This is a genomic window from Roseateles sp. P4_D2 (assembly GCF_056401875.1).
In genome coordinates this window covers 61,733-82,250 of record NZ_JBFUIM010000009.1, presented here as the reverse complement: position 1 = coordinate 82,250, position 20,518 = coordinate 61,733, and the positions used below count along the sequence as shown (strand labels likewise).

At 68.6% G+C, this 20,518-nt stretch carries 18 protein-coding genes; 10 read left to right on the top strand and 8 right to left on the bottom strand.

What is annotated here, in order from left to right; translation table 11 throughout:
* Positions 1-40: 40 nt before the first annotated feature.
* The 5 genes from AC1DW0_RS17345 to ubiM all read left to right on the top strand — a co-directional run bounded on the left by AC1DW0_RS17345 (position 41) and on the right by ubiM (position 6,601).
* The gene (locus tag AC1DW0_RS17345; RefSeq protein ID WP_457350173.1) at positions 41-1,018 is read left to right on the top strand and encodes a S1C family serine protease; all 978 of its coding nucleotides are present in this window, start codon (positions 41-43) and stop codon (positions 1,016-1,018) included.
* A gap of 35 nt (positions 1,019-1,053) precedes the next feature.
* Positions 1,054-1,635: a GNAT family N-acetyltransferase gene (locus tag AC1DW0_RS17340; protein WP_457350171.1), complete on the top strand. Its 582-nt coding sequence runs from the start codon at positions 1,054-1,056 to the stop codon at positions 1,633-1,635.
* 42 nt (positions 1,636-1,677) lie between these two features.
* Entirely contained in the window at positions 1,678-3,456 is a 1,779-nt protein-coding gene (locus AC1DW0_RS17335) for an ABC transporter ATP-binding protein (RefSeq protein ID WP_477947064.1), read from the top strand.
* A gap of 171 nt (positions 3,457-3,627) precedes the next feature.
* A complete protein-coding gene (locus tag AC1DW0_RS17330; protein WP_477947062.1) occupies positions 3,628-5,397 on the top strand; it encodes an ABC transporter ATP-binding protein in 1,770 nt (589 codons plus the stop codon).
* Positions 5,398-5,443: 46 nt separating this feature from the next.
* Entirely contained in the window at positions 5,444-6,601 is a 1,158-nt protein-coding gene (gene ubiM, locus AC1DW0_RS17325) for a 5-demethoxyubiquinol-8 5-hydroxylase UbiM (RefSeq protein WP_056202996.1), read from the top strand.
* Here ubiM and AC1DW0_RS17320 read toward each other — a convergent pair.
* Together AC1DW0_RS17320 and AC1DW0_RS17315 are read right to left on the bottom strand one after the other, a co-directional pair.
* Positions 6,598-7,839: a patatin-like phospholipase family protein gene (locus AC1DW0_RS17320; protein WP_477947060.1), complete on the bottom strand. Its 1,242-nt coding sequence runs from the start codon at positions 7,837-7,839 to the stop codon at positions 6,598-6,600. The two genes, ubiM and AC1DW0_RS17320, sit on opposite strands and share 4 nt — an antisense overlap.
* A 20-nt stretch (positions 7,840-7,859) precedes the next feature.
* Complete coding sequence (locus AC1DW0_RS17315; protein ID WP_056203002.1) at positions 7,860-8,570, bottom strand: phasin family protein; 711 nt, start codon at positions 8,568-8,570, stop codon at positions 7,860-7,862.
* A 205-nt stretch (positions 8,571-8,775) separates the two neighbouring features.
* On the opposite strand from AC1DW0_RS17315, the gene AC1DW0_RS17310 reads away from it, so the two are divergent.
* Genes AC1DW0_RS17310 through AC1DW0_RS17290 form a run of 5 tightly spaced genes read left to right on the top strand, consistent with a single transcriptional unit; the run spans position 8,776 to position 17,106 of the window.
* Positions 8,776-10,770 (top strand): SDR family oxidoreductase, encoded by a 1,995-nt coding sequence (locus AC1DW0_RS17310; protein ID WP_457350159.1) that lies wholly within the window; start codon positions 8,776-8,778, stop codon positions 10,768-10,770.
* 55 nt (positions 10,771-10,825) lie between these two features.
* Positions 10,826-14,512 carry a M48 family metalloprotease gene (locus tag AC1DW0_RS17305; RefSeq protein WP_457350157.1) on the top strand — a complete coding sequence of 1,229 codons (3,687 nt, stop codon included), beginning with the start codon at positions 10,826-10,828 and terminating at the stop codon, positions 14,510-14,512.
* Positions 14,513-14,570: 58 nt separating this feature from the next.
* On the top strand, positions 14,571-15,116 hold the full coding sequence (locus AC1DW0_RS17300) for a GNAT family N-acetyltransferase (protein WP_477947057.1): 546 nt from the start codon (positions 14,571-14,573) through the stop codon (positions 15,114-15,116).
* Positions 15,113-16,354 carry a saccharopine dehydrogenase family protein gene (locus AC1DW0_RS17295; RefSeq protein WP_477947055.1) on the top strand — a complete coding sequence of 414 codons (1,242 nt, stop codon included), beginning with the start codon at positions 15,113-15,115 and terminating at the stop codon, positions 16,352-16,354. Before AC1DW0_RS17300 ends, AC1DW0_RS17295 begins: the two co-directional genes overlap by 4 nt.
* The gene (locus AC1DW0_RS17290; RefSeq protein ID WP_477947053.1) at positions 16,351-17,106 is read left to right on the top strand and encodes a carbon-nitrogen hydrolase family protein; all 756 of its coding nucleotides are present in this window, start codon (positions 16,351-16,353) and stop codon (positions 17,104-17,106) included. The genes AC1DW0_RS17295 and AC1DW0_RS17290 overlap by 4 nt, the downstream gene beginning before the upstream one ends.
* Here the strand turns inward: AC1DW0_RS17290 and AC1DW0_RS17285 are convergent.
* The 6 genes from AC1DW0_RS17285 to AC1DW0_RS17260 form a co-directional block, all read right to left on the bottom strand.
* A complete protein-coding gene (locus AC1DW0_RS17285; protein ID WP_457323437.1) occupies positions 17,103-17,690 on the bottom strand; it encodes a PEP-CTERM sorting domain-containing protein in 588 nt (195 codons plus the stop codon). The genes AC1DW0_RS17290 and AC1DW0_RS17285 overlap by 4 nt on opposite strands.
* A gap of 97 nt (positions 17,691-17,787) precedes the next feature.
* Positions 17,788-18,246 carry a DUF1203 domain-containing protein gene (locus AC1DW0_RS17280; RefSeq protein ID WP_477947051.1) on the bottom strand — a complete coding sequence of 153 codons (459 nt, stop codon included), beginning with the start codon at positions 18,244-18,246 and terminating at the stop codon, positions 17,788-17,790.
* Positions 18,247-18,318: 72 nt separating this feature from the next.
* A complete protein-coding gene (locus AC1DW0_RS17275; RefSeq protein WP_457350147.1) occupies positions 18,319-18,801 on the bottom strand; it encodes a hypothetical protein in 483 nt (160 codons plus the stop codon).
* Positions 18,798-19,073: a hypothetical protein gene (locus tag AC1DW0_RS17270; RefSeq protein ID WP_457323434.1), complete on the bottom strand. Its 276-nt coding sequence runs from the start codon at positions 19,071-19,073 to the stop codon at positions 18,798-18,800. Before AC1DW0_RS17270 ends, AC1DW0_RS17275 begins: the two co-directional genes overlap by 4 nt.
* Positions 19,074-19,116: 43 nt before the next feature.
* Positions 19,117-19,608, bottom strand: coding sequence for an outer membrane lipoprotein (locus AC1DW0_RS17265; RefSeq protein WP_235532079.1), 492 nt, complete (start codon positions 19,606-19,608; stop codon positions 19,117-19,119).
* Between the two features lie 115 nt (positions 19,609-19,723).
* Positions 19,724-20,281, bottom strand: a complete 558-nt coding sequence (locus AC1DW0_RS17260) for an HNH endonuclease (protein ID WP_056203026.1) — start codon at positions 20,279-20,281, stop codon at positions 19,724-19,726.
* Positions 20,282-20,518 lie beyond the last annotated feature (237 nt).

The following is a 20,518-nucleotide window of genomic DNA, read 5'->3' as shown; positions in this document are numbered from 1 at the left end:
TCGCCGACCAAGTGACGCACGCCATGCCCATGTGACCCCTATGAATTTCATGGCCTTCATCGCCTCTGCGCTGGCATCGGTACTGGCTTTCTCCGCCCATGCGGATGAGCCTTCGAGAGCAATGCCCACACCAGTTCACCGATCTCTGGAGGCGGTCGTCAGCATCACTGTGGCGACGCAGCGGGAACTCCTGATGCCCTCGGTCGGTTCGGGCATGGTCATTCGCTCCGACGGGCTGATCCTGACGTCGGCGAGCCTGTTCGAGGGTCAGGGCAACATCACCGTGGAGACTGCAGATCGGTCCAGCTACGTCGGCGAAATGGTTGGCAAAGACAAGATCAGCGGGCTTGCGCTCCTTCGCATTGCCGCAAAGGATTTGAGAACCGTCACGCTTGGCGATGACGAGCCCACCAAGCCAGGGCGCAAGGTCTGGGCGCTTGGCCGAACCTCTGCGGCTGCTGGCGGAAAGCCGTTGTTGGCAGCCGGCGCGGTCAGTGCGAGTTTGCCTATCGCCAAAGTGCCGCTGTTCGTGGAGTCGACAGTACAGCTGGTTGCTGGCATGGGCGGGGGGCCGCTGCTGGATGAGGAAAGCGGCCGCGTCATTGGCGTCAATGGGCTGCTATGGGCGCCGCCCAAAGGCCAGGCCATCGCGCTGTCGGTTCCGGTCGCTGCTTTCAAGCGCATCGAAGCGCAGCTGCTGTCTGTGGGCAGAGTTCGCTATGGATCGATTGGCGTGACGTCGACGACGCTCACTGCGCAGCAGGCTGCAGGCGCCGGGCTGCCACGTGGCGGGGCGCTCGTGCGCACCGTCAGGAAGACCGCAGGCGAGCCGCCGCCACTGCTGGAGGTGGGCGATCTGGTGTTGATGTTCGACGGCAAGCCGGTCGATGACATGATGGATCTCGCATCGGCCGTTCGATCCGCCGAGCCCGGGACGACCAAAGCCATCAGCGTTCTTCGTCGAGGTACCGTGCACCACCTCGACGTGCCCGTCGTGGAAATGCCTGCGCGGGATTAGAGGCTGCGGATGGCTGATGGGATACGGAGATGAAGATGTCTTGGCCTGGCTCACCCATCGATGGCCTCACGGCCATCGAACTGACGTCGTCGCACACCCCGGCGCTGGCGCGCTTCTTCGCGGCCAACCCTGCGTACTTTCTCGCCGTGCAGGGCGAACCTGCCCGGCCCGGTGATGCACGCGAGGAGATCGAGGAGGCGCTGCCAGAAGGCATTCCGCATACGAGGAAATGGGTCATCGGCTATGTCCGCCCAGACGGCGAGATCGTCGCGATGGCCAACTTGGTCTCGGACATTTTTGCGCCGTCTGTCTGGAACGTCAGCACCTTCATCGTCGAGACCGCTCGCCATGGCTCGGGCGATGCGCGGCGCCTGTACGACAGCATCGAAGCCTGGGCAATTCGGTCGGGCGCTCGCTGGCTGCGGCTGGGCGTGGTGATCGGCAACACCAGGGCCGAGCGCTTCTGGGCCTCGATGGGCTATGCCGAAACCCAGGTTCGCAGCGGCTTCCACATCGGAGATCAGGTCAACGAACTCCGTGTCATGTTCAAGCCCCTGGCAGGAGGCTCCCTGGCGGAATACCTGGCATCGGTACCGCGAGACCGACCGGCACCCTAACCTTCAAAGGGAGTGCCGCTGCGGCGACACTCCGAACCCTGCATGTCCGTTCCCGTCGCTTCTTCGCCTTCCAGCCTGTCCCGCATGCTCGCCGCCTTCGTGCGTGAGCACTGGCGCGCCTATGCGGCCGCAGGCGTGATGCTCACCTGCATCGCCGCATTGACCGTCTGGATCCCCCGCCAGGTCGGCCATGTCGTCGACGACCTCGTCGCCGGCGGCCTGAAGGGTGATTCGCTGCTGAAACAACTCGGCCTGCTCGTGCTGGCTGGGCTCGTCATCTACCTGCTGCGCGCCGGCTGGCGGCTGACCCTCTTCAAAGCGTCCTTCCAGCTTGGTGCACGACTGCGCACGCGGCTCTACGCGCGCCTTGCGCTGCAAGGCCCCGCCTACTTCCAGTCTCAACGCACCGGCGACCTGATGGCGCTGGCGACCAATGACATCGACACCGTCGAGCAGGCCGCCGGCGAGGCGATGCTGGCGGGCTTTGATGGCACGCAGACGCTGGTGCTGGTGCTCGCGATGATGACGATCGGCATCGACTGGCGCCTGGGCCTCGCGGCCCTCGTGCCCTTTCCGTTGATGGCGCTGGCTTTCTGGTGGGTCTCCAACCATCTGCACCAGGCCGCGCAGGACTCACTGGGCGCCTTCAGTGGCCTGAACCACCAGGTGCAGGAAAGCCTGTCCGGCGTGCGCACAGTGCGCGCCCTGGGCCTCGTCGCGCGCAGTGAGGCGCAGTTCACCGAGCTGGCCGAGAAGGCGGCCGAGGCGAGCTTTCGCTCGCAGCGCTGGGAGGCTGCCTACGAGCCCGCCGTCGGCATGACGCTGTCCGCCGCGTTCGCCATCGCGCTGGCCGTGGGCGGCTGGCTGGTGGCGCGCGGCGAGATCAGCATCGGTCAGCTGACGGCCTTCACGATGTACCTCGGCCAGTTGATCTGGCCAATGTTCGCGGCGGGTTGGGTACTGGCATTGCTGGAGCGCGGCCGCGCGGCCTGGACGCGGCTGGCGCCGGTGCTGGACGCGCCGCTGACACTGACCGATGAGGGCAGGGCGGCGCTGCCGGCCCACGCCGAACTGCGCGCCGACGGGCTGACCTTCAGCTTCCCCGGCGCCAAACGGCCGGCGTTGGAAGGCGTGGACCTGGCACTCGCACCGGGCAAGACGCTGGGCGTCGTCGGCGCGACCGGTGCGGGCAAATCCACTTTCGTGCGCTTGCTGCTGCGCCAGTCCGAGCCGGACGCGGGCCGGCTGACGCTGGGTGGTGTCGCATTGCCAGAACTGCCGCTCGCTACGCTGCGCGCCCACATCGCCTGGGTGCCGCAGGAGCCGTTTTTGTTCTCGGCCTCGGTGGCTGACAACATCGCGCTGGCCAAGCCCGGCGCAACGCGCGAAGAGATCGAGGCTGCAGCACGCCTGGCTGCCGTGCACGACGACATCGCCCGCCTGCCTGAGGGCTACGCCACGGAGGTCGGCGAACGCGGCGTGACGCTGTCGGGCGGCCAGCGCCAGCGCGTCGCCATCGCACGGGCTCTGTTGAGTGACGCGCCGCTGCTGGTGCTGGACGACGCGCTGTCGGCCGTCGACACCGGCACCGAGACCGACATCCTCGACCACCTGCGCGAACTCCGAAGCACACGGCCCGACCGCAGCGTCATCGTCATCGCGCACCGGTTGTCCGCCGTCATGGACGCCGACGAGGTCATCGTGCTCAAGCAAGGCCATGTCATCGAGCGCGGCACGCATGCCGAGCTGCTGGCCCTGGGCGGCTGGTACTCGGCGCAATGGCGCTATCAACAGATCGAGGCCAGCCTTGAAGCCGCTTGAAATGGAGCCCCTCGCCCAATCTTGCCTGGCTGAACGCAGGCGAGCCTGGTCGATCCCCCGAGGGGATGGCGATGCTCGCGTCATCGAGCCGCGAGCACATCGCCAGTGCGGGCCGGCTTGGGAGCGGCCCTGCGCTCGGCCCGAAATGCAATGCGCGGTGGAGCGCCCTAAATGAAGAAAGAGACACCGTGGAAGAGCGTCGGTTTGCTGCTCGATGCGGCCAAGCCTGAGAAACCCCACCTCATCCAGGGCGGTATCTGGCTCGTCCTCGCCGCCGGCCTGGAGGTGCTCGGCCCGATCCTCGGCAAGCGCTACATCGACCACCACCTGCTGCCGCGCCAGTTCGACATCACCGAGATGGCCACGCTGCTGGCGCTGATGCTGCTGACCGGCTGGGCCGCGAGCTGGATCCGCTACGCCCAGCTGTCGCGCATGGCCGGTGTCGCGCGCCGCTCGGTGCTGCGGCTGCGCGAGCGGGTCTATGCGCATGTGCTGGCGCTACCCATGGCCTTCTTCGACAAGGCCATCACCGGCCAGCTCGTCAGCCGCGTCACCAACGACACCGAGGCGGTGAACCAGCTCTACCGCCAGGTGCTGTACGTGATGCTGGACTCGACCATCGTCGTCTTCGGCTCGCTGGTGGCGATGGCCTTTCTCGACTGGCGGTTGATGCTCATCGTCGCGACCCTGGTGCCGGCCATGGTGGTCATCATCCTGGGCTACCAGAAGCTGTCGGCGCCGGCGGTGGCGCGCACGCGCCAGCTGCGCAGCGACATCAACGCGCAGATGGCCGAGAGCATGGCCGGCATGGCGGTGCTGCAGGCCAGCGGTGCGGCCGGGCGCTTTGGCGCGCGCTTCGAGACGACGAATGCCGAGCACCGCCTGTCGCGCATCGCCGAGCTGCGCGCCAACGCCTGGCTGCTGCGCCCGGCGCTGGACCTGATGAACGTGCTGCTGCTCGTCACCGTCATCTACAGCTTCGGGCGGCGAGAGATGTCGGGGCTGGAGGTCGGGCTGCTTTACGCCTTCCTGAGCTACATCGCCCGAGTGGTGGAGCCGCTGATCCAGATCACCATGCAGTTCGGCCAGCTGCAGCAGGCCATGGTGGCGGCGTCGCGCGTGCGCACGCTGCTGGAGGAGGATGAGCACCGCGGCCCGGCCCAGGACGGCCGCGGGATTGCCCAGGGCAGCATCCGCATCGAGGGGCTGAGCTTCGGCTACGACCCTGCAAGGCCGGTGCTGCATGGCGTCGACGTGGACATCGCGGCGGGCAGCCTTGTCGGTATCGTCGGCCACACCGGCAGCGGCAAGAGCACGCTGTTGTCGCTGCTGCTGCGCTTCTACACGGCGCAGCAGGGGCGCCTCACGGTGGACGGCCAGGCGCTCGCCGCCGTGCCCGATGCCGCCTTCCGCGATGCCGTCGGCCTGGTGCCGCAGGAGCCCTATCTGATGGCGGCCAGCGTGCGCGACAACATCGCGATGGGCCGGCCGGGCATCAGCGAGGACGACATCCAGGACGCGGCCATGGCGGCCCGTGCGCATGATTTCATCGAGGCCTTGCCGCAGGGCTATGACACCCAACTGGGCGAGGGCGGGGCGCGCGTATCGACCGGGCAGAAGCAGTTGCTGGCGATGGCGCGGGCATTGGCAGGCTCACCGCGCATCCTGTTCCTGGATGAGGCGACCAGCAATATCGACAGCGCCACCGAGCAGCGCGTGGGTGAGGCGCTGACGGCGCTGCGCGGGCGCGTGACGGTGGTGGCCATCGCGCACCGGCTGTCGACCATCCGCGCCGCCGACCAGATCCTCGTGCTCAACCACGGACACCTGCAGGAGCGTGGTTCGCACGAGGCGCTGATGGCGATCGAAGGCGGCTTGTACCGCCGCCTGGTCGAACTGCAGACGCTGGAAGAGCCCGACGCCGAAGCCGAGCCTGTCTGACCTGCGTCAAGGCGCCGTTGCGCTCCGCGGCCTAGGCTGCGCGACCATGAATGAACTCGTCCGCACTTCGCCGCAAGTCCTGATCTGCGGCGCCGGCCCGGCCGGCCTGGCGCTGGCCTGCGCGCTGCACGACCGCGGCCTGGCCGTGCGCGTGCTGGAGCAGGCCGATGCGGCCGTGCTGGCGAGTCCCTGTGACGATGGCCGCGAGATCGCACTCACCCACCGCTCGCGCCGCGCGCTGGAAAACCTGGGTTTGTGGGCGCACCTGAGCGACATCGCGCCGCTGCGCCGCGCCAGTGTGCGCTCCAGCGGCTCACGCACGGCGCTGCCTTTCGAGTCAAGTGGGCAGGATCTCGGCTGGCTGGTGGCCAACCACCGCATCCGCGCCGCGGCCTGGGCCGGCGCACAGCAGCGCGGCATCGAGGTGCTCTGCGGCCGCACGGTCGTCGGCTTTTGCCGGGACGGCGAAATGGCCACCGTGGACACGCGCTGCGGTGAGCGCCACCTGGCACCGCTGGTCGTCGCGGCCGACAGCCGCTTTTCGCCGCTGCGCCGCCTGGCCGGCATCGGCGCTCGCCATCACGATTTCGGCCGCAGCGCGCTGCTCGTACCGCTCGCGCACGAGCGCGACCATGAAGGCGTGGCTCAGGAATGTTTTCTGCGAGGCCACACGCTGGCGCTGCTGCCCAAGACGGGGCGGCGATGCTCGGCGGTGTGGACGGTGGCGAATACCGAGCTGCCGCGCCTGGCGGCGATGGACGAGACGGAGCTGGCCGCCGCCATTGAAGCCGCCGCCGAGGGCCGGCTGGGGCCGATGCGCGTCGACGGTGCCCGCCATGTCTATCCGTTGGTGGCTGTGTGGGCCGAGCGTTTCGTCGCGCCGCGCCTGGCGCTCATCGGCGACGCGGCGGTGGGCATGCACCCGGTCACCGCGCATGGCTACAACCTGGGGCTCTACGGCATCGAAGCGTTGGCGCAGCGGCTGGATGCGGCCCGCGATCCGGGCGAGATGAGCGCGCTGCTGGCCTATGAGGCGGAGCACCGCCGTGCGGCGGGGCCGCTGTATGCCGGCACGAATGCGCTGGTGCGCTTCTTCACGGACGACCGCGCGCCGGTGTTGGCGCTGCGCCGCGCCGTCATCGACATCGCCCGCCATCTGCCGCCGCTGCGCGCGGCAATCACGCGCCGGCTGGTGGACGCCTAGCGGCCCTGCGCTTCCAGCACGCTCAGGGATCCGCGCAGCGAGCGCAGCGCCTGTTCCATCGGCGTTTCGCCCGGCGCAGGCAGCAGGCGGGCCTCGCGGCTGGCCAGCACATCCTCGCGCAGCGTCAGGCCGGCGCGCGCGAACTGCGGCTTCAGCAGCGCCGCGCGCTCACGCAGCAGTTCGCGCGTGGCTTGGTAGGCATGCTCGGCGAGGTGGCGGCGTTGGCTGTAGCTGAAGGTGTTGGCCATGAAGAGCTCGGCATCGCGCGGGTCGGGCTCGAACAGCAGGATGTCGGTCTGCGGGTGCGTCAGCTCATAGCCCTTGAGGCCCAGCGCCAGGCGCGAATGGATCAGCGAGCGGAAGGTCTGCGACAGCACCAGCGGCAGGCCGCCGTCCACCAGGCGGTGGATGCGCGGCTGCAGCGCGCGCAGGGCCGGGCGGCCGAGCTTGCTGGCGAGCTTCTTTGCACGGCGCGAGCGCGCATCGCGTGGCGACAGGCGGTTGCTCTCGTAGGGCACGAGCGGGTTCAGGCAGATCAGCAGGTCCAGGCCGCGGTCCAGCAGCACGGAAGCGTGCAGCGTCTTCTTCAACGCGCCGTCCACGTAATGCCGGCCGTCGATCTCGACCGGCGGGAACAGCCCCGGCAGCGCCGCGCTGGCCTGCACGGCCTGCGAGATGGGCACGTGGTCCCAGCCCTCGGCGCCGAAGGGGATGGCTTCGCCGGTGTCCAGGTCGGTGGCCACCAGCACGAGGCGATGGCGCAGGTCGCGGAAGTCATTGCTGCGGCCGGGCTCGGCAAAAACCTGGGTCAGCGCCTCGCCGAACCGTTCGCTGGACAGCAGGCCGGTGGGCAGCACGCGGCCCAGGCGCTCGATGGCGCCGAGCAGGGAGCGGCCTTCCAGCAGCACCTCGCGCGCTGCATCGGCCAAGAGGCCCGGCAGCAGGCGCAGGCGTTCCCCGAACTCGGTCCAGGCCGGCTGCAGCAGTTCGGCGGGATCGAAGCGGTCGGGGGCCTCGGCGGTGTTCTCGATGAAGGCGGCGCAGAGCTGGCGCGGCGTCATGCCGTTGGCCAGGCCGGCGGCGATGAAGCCGCCCGCACTGACGCCGATGTAGCCGTCGCAAGCGGTGAAGTCGAGGCCGCCAACGGCCTCCTCCAAAGCACAAAGGGCGCCAACTTCATAGATGGCGCCCAGTGGGCCTCCGCCTGCCAGGGCCAAACCGATCTTCGGTTGGCTCATGGTCAGAGAGAGTTACTTGCTCAGGCTTGAGCGGCTTGCTCGGCGGCCGGAGCGGCGGCAGCCTTCTTGGCAGCCGGGGCGCGCTTGGCCGGAGCAGCCTTCTTCGCCGGGGCGGCAGCCTTCTTGGCGGGAGCGGCAACCTTCTTGGCCACAGCCTTGACGGCGGCCTTCACCGGAGCGGCCTTCTTGGCAACAGCCTTCTTGGCGGGCGCAGCCTTGGCCACGACGGCCTTCTTCACGGCAGCAGCCTTCTTGACGACGGCCTTCTTGGCCTTGGCAGCGGGCGAAGCCTTCTTCAGGCCGGCCGACACGGCCAGGTCGTCGATGCGCTTGATCAGGCTCTGCACGTCGCTGGCGGACGGCACGTTCAGGGTCTTCAGCGCCTTGGCGACGCGTTGCTCGAAGATGCTTTCCAGCTTGTCCCAGTGCTGACCGGCCTTGGCGCCGACATCACCAGCCATGCCGCTGACTTTGGTGGCCACGGCGCTGAGCTTTTCCTCAGCGGCGGATTGGGTCTTCTTTTGCAATTTGAGTCCTTCCGAAACGAGGGCCTCGAAAACCTTGCCGCCTTCGCCCTGGGCCTTGGCGAAAGAGGCCAGACCGGCGGCCCAGATCTGCTGGGCGCTGTCCTTGACATTCTTGGCCATGTCGCCATCGAGCAGGCCAGCCGGGAAGCCGGTGGCGGCCGAGGCCTTCTTCTTGTCTGCCATCTTTTGAAGCTTCTTGACCATTTGGGTGTCCTTGCGAGTTAGCGCGGTTTGTTGGGATCAGCCGCCGGGACTGTAGCGGCGCGATCCCCCTTCAGCACGGCCATTCCTAGTGAGTGCGCTCTACGATGGCGAAGGCCGTTTCCTGGGGAAAGTGCCCAGCGGGCGGCCGCAAACCCTGGTCAAGAATCAGCGCGACAACGTCCAAATCCACAAGCAGGAGACCCGCATGCAGTATTTCGTCACCGGCGCCACAGGCTTCATCGGCAAGCGGCTCGTCAAGAAGCTGCTGGCTCGCCGCGGCAGCACGGTCCATTTCCTGATGCGCGAGGAGAGTGCGGCCAAGCTGCCCGACCTGCTCGCCTACTGGGGCGTCAGCAAGACCCGCGCGATCCCCGTCTACGGCGACCTGACGAGCAAGAAGCTCGGCGTGGCCAGCGACGCCGTCAAGAGCCTGAAGGGCAAGATCGATCACCTTTACCACCTGGCCGCGGTCTACGACCTCGGCGCCGACGAGGAGTCGCAGGTCGCGGTGAACATCGAGGGCACCCGCAGCATGGTCGAGTTCGCGCAGGCCATCGACGCCGGCCATGTGCATCACGTCAGCTCGATTGCGGCGGCAGGCCTGTACGAAGGCGTGTTCCGCGAGGACATGTTCGAGGAGGCCGAGAACCTCGATCACCCCTACTTCATGACCAAGCACGAGAGCGAGAAGATCGTGCGCAAGGAGTGCAAGCGGCCCTGGACGGTCTACCGCCCGGCGCTGGTGGTCGGTGATTCCAAGTCCGGCGAGATGGACAAGATCGACGGGCCTTACTACTTCTTCAAGCTGATCCAGCGCATGCGCCAGATCCTGCCGCCGTGGCTGCCCAGCGTCGGCCTGGAGGGGGGACGCATCAACATCGTGCCGGTGGACTTCGTCGTCGACGCGCTCGACCACATCTCGCACAAGGTCACCAAGGCCCACGGCTGCTACCACCTCGTCGACCCCAAGGGCTACCGCGTCGGCGATGTGCTGGACATCTTCAGCAAGGCCGCGCACGCGCCCAAGATGAACCTGTTCATCAACGCCGCGTTGATGGGCTTCATTCCCAAGAGCGTCAAGAAGGGCCTGATGGCGCTGGCGCCGGTGCGCCGCATCAAGAACGCGGTCATGAAGGATCTCGGCATCCCCGAGGACATGCTGACCTTCGTCAACTACCCGACCCGCTTCGACTGCCGCGACACCGAGGCCGCGCTGAAGGGCTCGGGCATCGCCTGCCCCGACCTGAACGACTACGCCTGGCGGCTGTGGGACTACTGGGAGCGTCATCTCGACCCGGCCCTGTTCATCGACCGTTCGCTGCGCGGCGCCACCGGTGGCAAGGTGGTGCTGGTGACGGGCGGCTCGTCGGGCATCGGCCTCGCCGCGGCCATCAAGTTCGCCGAGGCCGGCGCCATCACGCTGATCTGCGCGCGCGACGAGGTCAAGCTGGCCGAAGCGGTCAAGGAGATCAAGGCCGCGGCGGGCAAGGACGCGCAGATCCACAGCTACGCCTGCGACATCGCCGACGAGGCTGGCTGCGCCGGGCTGATCCAGTGGTGCACCGAAGAGTTCGGTGGCGTCGACTTCCTGATCAACAACGCGGGCCGCTCCATCCGCCGCGCCATCGAGAGCAGCTACGACCGCTTCCACGACTTTCAGCGCACGATGGACCTGAACTACTTCGGCTGCCTGCGCGTGACCATGGGCCTGCTGCCCGGCATGGTGGCCAAGAAGAAGGGGCACGTCGTCAACATCAGCTCCATCGGCGTGCTGACGAATGCGCCGCGCTTCAGCGCCTATGTGGCCAGCAAGGCCGCGCTGGACGCCTGGACGCGCTGTGCTTCCAGCGAGTTCGCCGACACGGGCGTGACCTTCACGACGATCAACATGCCGCTGGTGCGCACGCCGATGATCGCCCCCACGGCGATCTACAAGAACGTGCCGACGCTGGCGCCCGAGGAGGCTGGCGACATGATTGCGCAGGCCTGCATCAACAAGCCGGTGCGCATCGCCACGCGCCTGGGCATCTCGGGCGAGATGCTGCACGCCGCCGCGCCGCGCATCGCGCAGATCGTCATGAACACGACCTTCCGCATGTTCCCCGACAGCTCGGCCGCCAAGGGCGACAAGTCGGGCAAGTCGGGGCTGTCGCCCGAGGCCATCGCGATGCAGCAAATGATGCGAGGGATTCACTTCTAAGCCATCGATGAGCGCCCAGGGGCCACAGAGCTCCGGCGCGTGAAGGGAGGATCTCTTGCAACACTCACACCCTGTCGGGCCGCTGCCGTCCGTCAAGCCGGCGCCTACGCCGCGCAGCTACCAACTGCGGGCCTGGGGCGCCGTGGCCTCGCTGGTCGCCTTCCTCGGCATCTATTTCGGCCTGGCCGGCTGGTTCGCCTGGACGGCGTGGCGGCTGGGCCAGAGCGCCTTCGCCGGCCGCAGCGACGGCTTCTGGGCCTTTCTGGTGGCGCTGTGCGCGGCGCTGCTGGCCGTCTTCATGCTGAAGGCGCTGTTCTTTCGCCAGCGACGCGCTGAAGACCACAGCCTCGAGATCCAGAGCACCGACCAGCCCGTGCTGTTCGTCGAGCTGAACGCCATTGCCGATGCTGTCGGCGCACCGCGCCCGCACCGTGTGCTGGTGTCGGCGCGCGTCAACGCGGCGGTGTTCTACGACCTGTCGCCGCTGAACCTGCTGTGGCCGACGAAGAAGAACCTCGAGATCGGCCTGGGCCTGGTCAATGTGCTGAACCGCAGCGAACTGCGCGCGGTGCTGGCGCACGAATTCGGCCACTTCGCGCAGCGTGCCATGGCCGTGGGCCGCTGGGTCTACGTGGCCCAGCAGATCGCTGCGCGGCTGGTGGCGCAGCGCGACATGCTGGACAACTTCCTGCAGGCCCTGAGCCGCTTCGACTTCCGCATCGCCTGGGTCGGCTGGGTGCTCAGCGTCATCGTCTGGGCCATCCGCAGCCTGGTGGACAGCGTCTTCACCGGTGTGCAGCTGCTGCAGCGCAGCCTGGGCCGCGAGATGGAGTACGGCGCCGACGCGGTGGCCGTCGCGCTGACCGGCAGCGATGCGCTGGTGCACGCCCTCTACAAGCTGCAGACGGCCGACATCGACTGGGACCGTGCCGCCGGCGTGGCGGGCGAGTTGCGGGTCAAGGAGCAATGGGTGGGCGACCTGTTCGCGCTGCAGGGAGCTATCGCCGAGCGCACCGGTCGCATGCTGGATGACGCCGACTATGGCCGGGTGCCGGTCGCACAGGGCGGCCCCAGCCGCCTGTTCGACACCGCCGACAGCGCCGTGCCGCAGATGTGGCGCACCCACCCGCTCAACCATGAGCGCGAGGCGCGCGCCAAGGCCGAGTACCGGGCCAGCGAAGTCGATGAGCGCAGTGCCTGGACGCTGTTCGAGAACGCCGCCTCGCTGCGCGAGCAGGTCACGCGCCGGCTGATCGAGGCGCCCGAGTCCGCCAAGGCCATGGATGAGGCGGCTCTGCAAGAAGCGCTGGATGAGCGCTTCGGCGGCGAACTGCTGCAGCCGCGCTACCGCGGCGCCTACCTGGGCCGCGCCCTGACCCGCCATGCGACCGAGCCCGGCCAACTGGTTGGCGACCTTCCCGAGGAGGCGGAGGGCATCCAGCGCCTTGCCGCCCTCTATCCGGCCAGCCTGGGTGAGGCCGTGCGCCGCTGGCGCCGCATCGACGCCGACAAGGAGCCGGCCGAGCATGCCGAGCTGCTGACCGAGTTGCGCCGCCACGACCAGATTGCCCGCGAGACCCATCTCGCATTGGCGCGGGCACTGGGCGACGGCAGCGAGGCGCGGCTGCGCGGCCTGCTCGCTCAGCTGCATTACGCCGAGCACACCGCCGCCAACCTGCGTGACCTGCGCGGCATGCTGGCGCACACGGTTCGCGTCGAGACCACGGGCCGGATCAGCGATGCCGGTCGCATGCGCGTGCGAGATGCCGGCGGCCGGCTGCATCACGCGCTGCAGCAGTTCTATGCCGAAGCCCCTGACGTGGTGCTGGATGAAGCCACCTGCAAGCGGCTGCAGGTCGACAGCTGGGTCGCCGCGCTGGGTGAGTTGAAGCTCGGTCCGCCCGACATCAGCCATCTGGGCGATTGGCTCGGCGTCATCGACAGCTGGATGGACCTGGCGGAACGCGCCCTCAATGGGCTGCGTGGTGCCGTGCTGGCGGAACTGCTGGCCGCGGAAAGCCGCACGGCTGCCAAGGAGCCCGCCGGCGAGGCGACGGTGCCGTCCACGCCGCGCGGCTACGCCACCCTGCTCGAAGGCGCCGAGCGCCCGCGCGACCTGCGTCCCAGCCCGTGGGCGCGCTTCCTGGCCGCACAAGGCCGCGGCGCGGCTGCGGCGCGTATCGCCGTGGCGGGCGGCATCGTCGTCGGCGTGCTCGGCTTTGGCGGTGGCTATGGCGACATCAGTGTGCAGGTGCTCAACGGCTTCGACCGCCCGGTGCGCGTGCGCGTTGGCGGAGCGGGCGCGATCACATTACCCGCCTTTGGTTCGGCGACCGTCGGCCAGGCGCCGGACGCTCATCTCCCCATCAGTGCCGAGACGGAGCAGGGTGAGCTCATCGAGCGCTTCGAGGTCGCCCTGGAGCACGGCCCGGGCCAGCCGATCTACAACGTCGCCGGCGCCGCGCCGCTGGTGGAATTGACCTACACCTATGGCCGCGACGCGGGGCAAGTGCCGCCCAGGGTGCTTGGCGCACCGCGCTGGTCGAGCAGCCAGGCCGATGTCTTCTTTGGCGATCCGCCGCAGAGCGTCTCGGTCAAGCAGGGGCAGACCGAAATCCGCCACGTGCTCTACAGCGCAGCGGATGTGGCCCCGGCCATGCAGCTCAGCCTGCTGCGCGACGACGCAGCGGCGGTCGAGCGCTTGAGCGAGCAGCATCTGCTTTGGGACCGCCGCGATTCGCCCGTGCGCTACGCCTGGTTGCGCCTGCTGCGCGGCCAGCCGGCCCACGACAAGGTGCTGGCCGCGGCTCTGTCACGCGAGCCGGCAGGCATCGAGCTGCTGCGCGAACGCATGGACACCTTGCCCGCCGACGAGAAGACGCGTTTGTGTGACGAACTCGGCGGCCGCGCGGCCGCGCCGGTAGCCGACGGCCATTCGGTCTATCTGGCCGCACGGTGCTTGCCCGAAGGTCCACTGCGTGACGCCGCGCTGCTGGCAGGCCTGGCGCGCTTCCCCCAGCACGCCTGGCTGGCCTATGGCGCGGCCAAGGCCGAAGCCGGCAATGCCAACTGGCGCGTGGCGCTGCGTGACTATGAGCTGGCGCGTGTGGAGCCCGCACTGGCGCCGTTTGCCAGCATCGAGGCCAACCGGCTGCGTCGCTTGCTTGGCGAAAAGGAGCTGGGTGTCGAGGCCGAGCGTATCGGCCCGCCGAGTCGGTTGCTGGGCGCACTCGGCTACCAGGTGCGGGCACGCGCGCTGGTCTCCGAGCCCGAGGCCTTCGCCAGGCTCGCGGCCGGAGAACCGGATAAGGCGGCCAGCGTCGACGCCGCGCCTTCTTCGCATCTACTGCGTCTGGCTGCGGCGTCCGACGGCGCCTCGGCCGACCTGCGCCGGCGTGTCGCGACCCTGCCTCCCGACGACGGCCTGGACGAGCTGACTTACTGGACGGCGCTGGCCCTGGCCGACCGCGAGGGACGGCCCGCGCCTGCGCTGCCCGCCGCGGCCATGGCCAGTGCCGGCATCGAGCCCGACCAGATCCGCAAGCTCGAAGCCTTTCGCAACGCGCTGGGCAGCACTGCCGCATTGGCCAGCGCTGAAAAGCATCTGCAAGGTTTGTTGCCCGAGCTGCGCGGCCAGGCCTACAGCATGGCCACAGTGCGCCTGGGTGGCCGCGCGCCGCCAGCTTGGCGGGAAGCCGCCAAGCGCTTGCTCCAGAGCCACGAGCGCCCCTACTTCAACTGAATCACAATGCCCCGGAGCCCGGCCTCGGCCGGGCTTTCTCATTCAAGGAACCGAGCTCATGTTGAGAGGCCAACACGTCGGCTTGCGTTATGTGACGGAAGACGATCTGCCCTGGCTCAAGCGCGCCGTGGGCGACCCGCAGGTGCGCGGCCCCTACCTCGGCTCGCGCATGATGACGCCGCATGCTGTGGACCAGCGCTGGAAGGACAACGGCTTCGCCAACGAGGACGCCGAGCGCCTGCTGATCTGTCAGCTGCACGACGGCAGCGTCATCGGTGACGTGGTGCACTTCGCCGCGGCCCGCTACACGACGGCGCGCGAGATCGGCTGGACGCTGGCCGACGTCGCGATGCGCGGCCGCGGATTGGCTTCGGAGGCTGCCGCGCTGTTGGTGGACTATCTGTTCGAGAACTGGCCGATGAACCGGCTGTCCTGCGGCATGTCGGTGCACAACCATGCGTCCCGGCGTGTGGCGGAGAAGTGCGGCTTCACGCACGAGGGCATCCAGCGCGGCGTCGTGTTTGTCGGCGGTGAGTATGTGGACTGCCATTCGCTGTCGCTGCTGCGCAGCGAGTGGATGGCGATGAAAGGCAAGGACAAGTGAGCTCCGCTGGTCACAACAACCGTGAATTCGATCTGATCGTCTTCGGTGCGACCGGCTTCACGGGCCGTCTTGTCGCGGAATACCTGCACTTGAGCGGGGCCGGTGGCGCGCGCTGGGCAATTGCCGGGCGCAGCCTGGACAAGCTGGGCAAGGTGCGCGACGAGTTGCACCTGCCGCCGTCCGTCGCGCTGCTCAAGGCCGATGCGAACGACGCTGCAGCGCTGAAGGCACTGGTGGCGCGCACGCGCTGCGTCATCACGACGGTCGGGCCTTACCAATTGCATGGCGAACCGCTGGCGACGGCCTGCGCCGAGGGCGGCACGGATTACGTCGATCTCTGCGGCGAGCCGCTCTGGATGGCGAAGATGATCGACAAGCTCACGCCACTGGCGCAGAAGAGCGGCGCGCGCATCGTCTTCTCCTGCGGCTTCGACTCCATCCCCTTCGATCTCGGCGTCGTCTACCTGCAGGCGGAGGCGCAGAAGCGCTTCGGCGCGCCGCTGCCGGAAGTGCGCGGCCGCGTCGCACGAGTGAAGGGTACGGCGTCGGGCGGCACGCTGGCCAGCATGATGGAGACCATCGAGGCCGTGAAGCGCGAGCCGGGGCTCATCAAGGTGATGGCCAACCCGTTTGCGCTGACACCGGGTTTCAAGGGCCCGCGCCAGCCCGGCGGTCAGGCCGCGGACTTCGACGACTGGGCCGACCGCTGGAGCGGTCCCTTCTTCATGGCCACCATCAACACGAAAAACGTGCACCGCAGCAACGCGCTGCGCGGCCACCCCTGGGGCGCCGATTTCATCTACAGCGAGAAGCTGCTGACCGGCAAGCCCGGCCAGGCCGACAAGGGGCGCAAGAAGGCCATCGCGCTGGCCCGCTTCACCAAGCTGCAGAACCTGGCCCTGGGCTTCACGCCGACACGGGCCCTGCTGCGCCGCTTCGTGCTGACCCAGCCCGGCGACGGGCCGGACAAGGCGGCGCGCGAGGCCGGGCACTATGAGCTCTGGTTCACCGGCAGGTCGGCCGGTGGCGAGCTGCTGCGCGCCGTCGTCAAGGGCGACCGCGACCCCGGCTATGGCTCGACCTGCAAGCTCATCAGTGAGACGGCCCTGTGCCTCGTGCAGGACGTGGGCCGCGACGCGACGCCGGGCGGCATCTGGACGCCGGGCAGTGCCATGGGGCTGGCCCTGGTGCGCCGCCTGCATGAACGCGCCGGGCTGACCTTCGAGATCGCGGCTTGACGGGCGTCCCGCGCTGGGCGGTCAGCCAGCCGCGCATGCACTGGACGCTGCAGGCCAGCCTGGCCGAGACGCTGGCCACATTGGAGGCGGCCGCAGCGGCCGGTGCCCAGGGCTGCGTCGGCACCGAGCTGGCGTTGACGGGCTTTCACCGCCGCGTGCCTGAACTGCTCGATGAACGGGCCCTGGCCGATGCCGAGGCGCAATTGTGTGCCGCCTGCGCGCGGCTCGGCATCGCGGCGGCCGTGGGCGTGCCGACACTGGGCGTGGACGGTGCGGTGTTCAACAGCCATCTCTACATCGACGCCGCGGGCCGCGAGCTGGGCCGCGTGCACAAGCGCGGGCTGACCGACAGCGAGGCGACTTTCTTCGCGCGGGGTGAGGAGCGCGGCTGGACGGCGATCGGCGGCGTGCTGGCGACGTCGGTGCTGTGCCGCGAGACGCTGGACGGCGCAGCGCTGCTACCGGAGCTGCGCGCCGCGGCCATTGGCTCGGGGCCACGCGTGATCTTCTGGCCCAGCTACATCAGCGAATCCGACGCCGAGCAGGCGGCGCTGTGCAAGGCCTATCGCAGTGGTGCCGAGGCACTGGCGCGCGAGCTGGGCGCCTGGGTGCTGCAGAGCAACTGGCCCGAATCGCTGAACGCACCCGAGCAGCGCGGTTTCGGGGCCAGCGTCGTCATTGCGCCGGATGGCCACTGCGTGCTGACGCTGCCGCGGGATGAAGCCGCCTTGATCGTCGTGGATCTGGCTTAGCGCCGGCGCTTGGCCAGCCAGCCGAATACGCCCAGGCCGGCCAGCAGCAGCGCGCCACTGGCGGGTTCGGGCACCGGGGCAGTCGCGCCGGTCACCGTTGCGGCATTCAAGCCCCAGCCCTCGTCGCCCAGGCCCTGGAAGCCGGCACGGTCTGAACCTTCAAAGCTCGTCGGGCTGTCGATGCTGAAGACCAGTTGGTTGCTGCCCGCGGCCAGCGTGACGGGGAGGCTGATCGTCAGCTGCTGGTTGACCACCGCACCGACCGTGGCGCCGTTCGGGTTGAACAGCACGCGGTCGGCGCCACCGCCGCCGAGATTCCAGGTGCCGCTGAACACTTCGCTGCCGTTCAGCGTCACGCGCAGGATGTCGATGTAGCCGTTGTCGCCGTCCAGCGTGGCGTAGCCGGCCAGCGTGAAATCGATCAGGCCGGCGCCGGCGCCAGCGGCGAAATTGGCGGTCACCGAGACCGTGGTGTCCAACGTGGCCGTCGGCGCGGGCAAGGTGTACAGCGTGGCGGCCCAGGCGGGCGCGACCGTCAGCAAGGCGGCGGCAGCGAGCAGCGGCAGGCGGGGCATCGAAGTCATCGCGCGTCTCCGGTGGGGTTCGGCGCAATCTATCCGCCGCCGGTCCGCGCCGTGGGCTTCGAACTTGGGGGTGTCCCCCGACTCGGGGGGAGCGGGATCAGGTGCGCCGGATCAGCGCCGCATAGCAGCCGCGTCGTGCGTAATGGGCGTGGATGTAGTCCACCTCGGGCTGGGACAGCAGGCGCTCGATGAGGCCTTCGATGGCTGCGCCGTCGACGATGTCCGCATCGATCATCAGGCCCGCTGCATCGAAGGCGCGCAGTGACAGCAGGCGGCTGCGCAATGCGTCGGGCACGGTGTCGATGGCGTCGAAAGCTTCTCCGGCCTTTTCGCGCACGTAGATGGCGTGGCGGGAGCGGTAGGGCGTGTCGGCAGGCTGGTGCTCGTGGTTGATGAGCAGCACGGACTCATCCTCAGTGGTGTCGCGCAGTTCGACGCGGTCGGGCAGGCCCGCGCCGCGATGGCGCAGCGCGCCATGGTCGGCCAGCGCTGCGTCACTCAGGCCGAAGAGGTGCTGGAAGGGTTGGGCGGACAGCCCGGTGATGCGAAAGGACATGGTGTGCTCCAAGGGGTGGATGCACGCCATTCTTCAGACACGGCCGGGCTGCGTCTGGCCGCAATCGGACCTTCAATCTCGGCCTGCGGGACGCTCATAGCCGTTGTCCACCCAGGCTTCGGCGGACGCCTGGCTGAGCTTGAAGCCGGCTGCGACCTTGACCTGCGCAAGGCGCTCGCCGGCGGCATCAAAGGCTGCCAGCCAGGCATAGGGATCGTCTTCGGCGGGCACGATCTCCAGCGTGATCTTCAGCCAGTTGCCGTCGCGCGCCACATAGAGCGCCTTGTTCAGCTGGGCGTGCAGTTGCTGCTCATGGCGGCGGAGGACCTCGGAGGCCGTCTTCACCAGCGTGTTGAAGGCGTTGACGTCCAGTGGCTTGGGGTTCTTCTTGTCGCGCCCCATGGTCCAGGGGCCGACCAGGGCCGGCTCGCTTTCGCCGGCCTTGAACATCGCGACAGCCCAGCCTTCGTCGTCTTCGTTCTTGATGACCTGGGCCGTCCAGCCGTTGTCGCGCCACAGGCGCGCCTCGAAGACGGGTTCGTCCAGATCAGTCATGCCTTCAATCCCTTGGCCAGCAGCTCGGCGACGAGCGCATTGATGCCGCCTTCACGGCCGGTGGCGCGCTCGCGCAACTGCTCGGTCAGTTCAGCAGGCAACTTGCAGGCAAAGGGAACGAGGCCGGCGGCGGCGTCCAGCTTGCGCTGGGCCTTGCGGTCAGGCAGGGCGGCAGCGGCCTGGCCGAAGCGGCCGGGGGCCGCCTTGCCGCGCATCGCGCTGTCCAGCTTCAGGCCGGCGAGCCGTTCAAGATCGGTTTTCTTCATGCTCATGGGCCGGATTGTCCTCCCTTGGAGACAAGCCGGCCTGTGAGCGTCAGCCGTTGGTGGCCGGAGCGGCCGGCACGACGGCCGGGGCGCGCTGCACGCGGGTCTTGCCGCCGGTCGTCACGAGGACAACGGGGTCACCGCTGTTGAAGGCTTCGGCGCCCTTGGCCTGGACGATCGCGCGGCGCTCGCCGTTGCGCAGCTGGACGATGATTTCGAGAGCATCTTCCTTGGTCGCCGAGCGCTCAATGGCGTTGCCGATGACGGCGCCGGCGACGGCACCGATGACGCCAACGACCGCGCCTTCACGGCGGCCGCCGACCGAGCTGCCGGCAATCGCGCCGGTCACGCCACCGGCCACGCCGCCGACGCCGCTCTGCGAGCCGTCGACGGTGACGGGGCGGGAGGACAGCACGGTGGCGTCCTGGATCTGGGACATGCGTTGCGCGTCACCACGCTGGACGACGTCGGGGCTGGTCGTCGAGCAGGCCGAAAGCACCAGGGCCGCAGCCAGGGTGAGGGAGGTCATGAGCTTGGACATTCGAATACTCCTTGGGCAAACCGGCAGCCCAACGTCGCCAATTGTCTCGCCGTTGACGGCTCGATGCCCCCGACTACAACTCTTTACCGTTGGCGGTCAACGGGAATGACCCGCATCACCCATGCAGGCGCGAGCTGCGCGGCACGCTGGCGAGCAGGAACTCCATCTGGTCGGCCAGGATGCGGCGGCCGCGCAGGATCATGTCCTCGTGCAGGCTGGGCACATAGGGCAGGTAGAGCAGGCTCATGTGCGCCTCCTCCGGCATGCGGTTGCCCTTGCGGCCATTGCAGGGCCGGCAAGCGGTGATGCAGTTCATCCAGGTGTCGTAGCCGCCGCGCGACGTCGGGTGAATGTGCTCGCGTGTCAGGTCTTCGGGCAGACAGTGGTGGCCGCAGTAGGCACAGACGAAGCGGTCGCGCACGAACAGCTTGCTGTTGGTCAGCGCCGGCGCCTGGCGCCAGGCCCGGCTGGGAACGGCGCCACGCACGGCAATGATGGGGTGGACCTCGATGCGCGACTGGCGCCCGGAGATGCGCTGCCAGCCCCCGCGCAGCACCTGGCAGGGGTCGCCCAGCGTCCAGGCCACGCCGTCGCAGGCGTAGATCACGGCCGCTTCACGGGTCGTGATCCAGGCCTGGGGTCGGCCGGAGACATCGAGTTGGAGCACATCCACAGAAGTCAACCTCCTCCCGGAGACTACTTCAGAAGCGACCCGGCACTCAAGCGTGTGTGCATGACAGCGTGGCGGTTCTGCGCATCCGGTATTTGGGCCGAGCGCCGGGCCGCCCCTAGCCGGCCCGTCGGGCGATGTGCATGCGGCTCGATGCCGCATTCAGCGGCGCGAGACCGGACGAGGGGCTGGGGTTTGCACTAGGTTGTTGGCAGTATTAGGCACATCACCCTAGGAAAT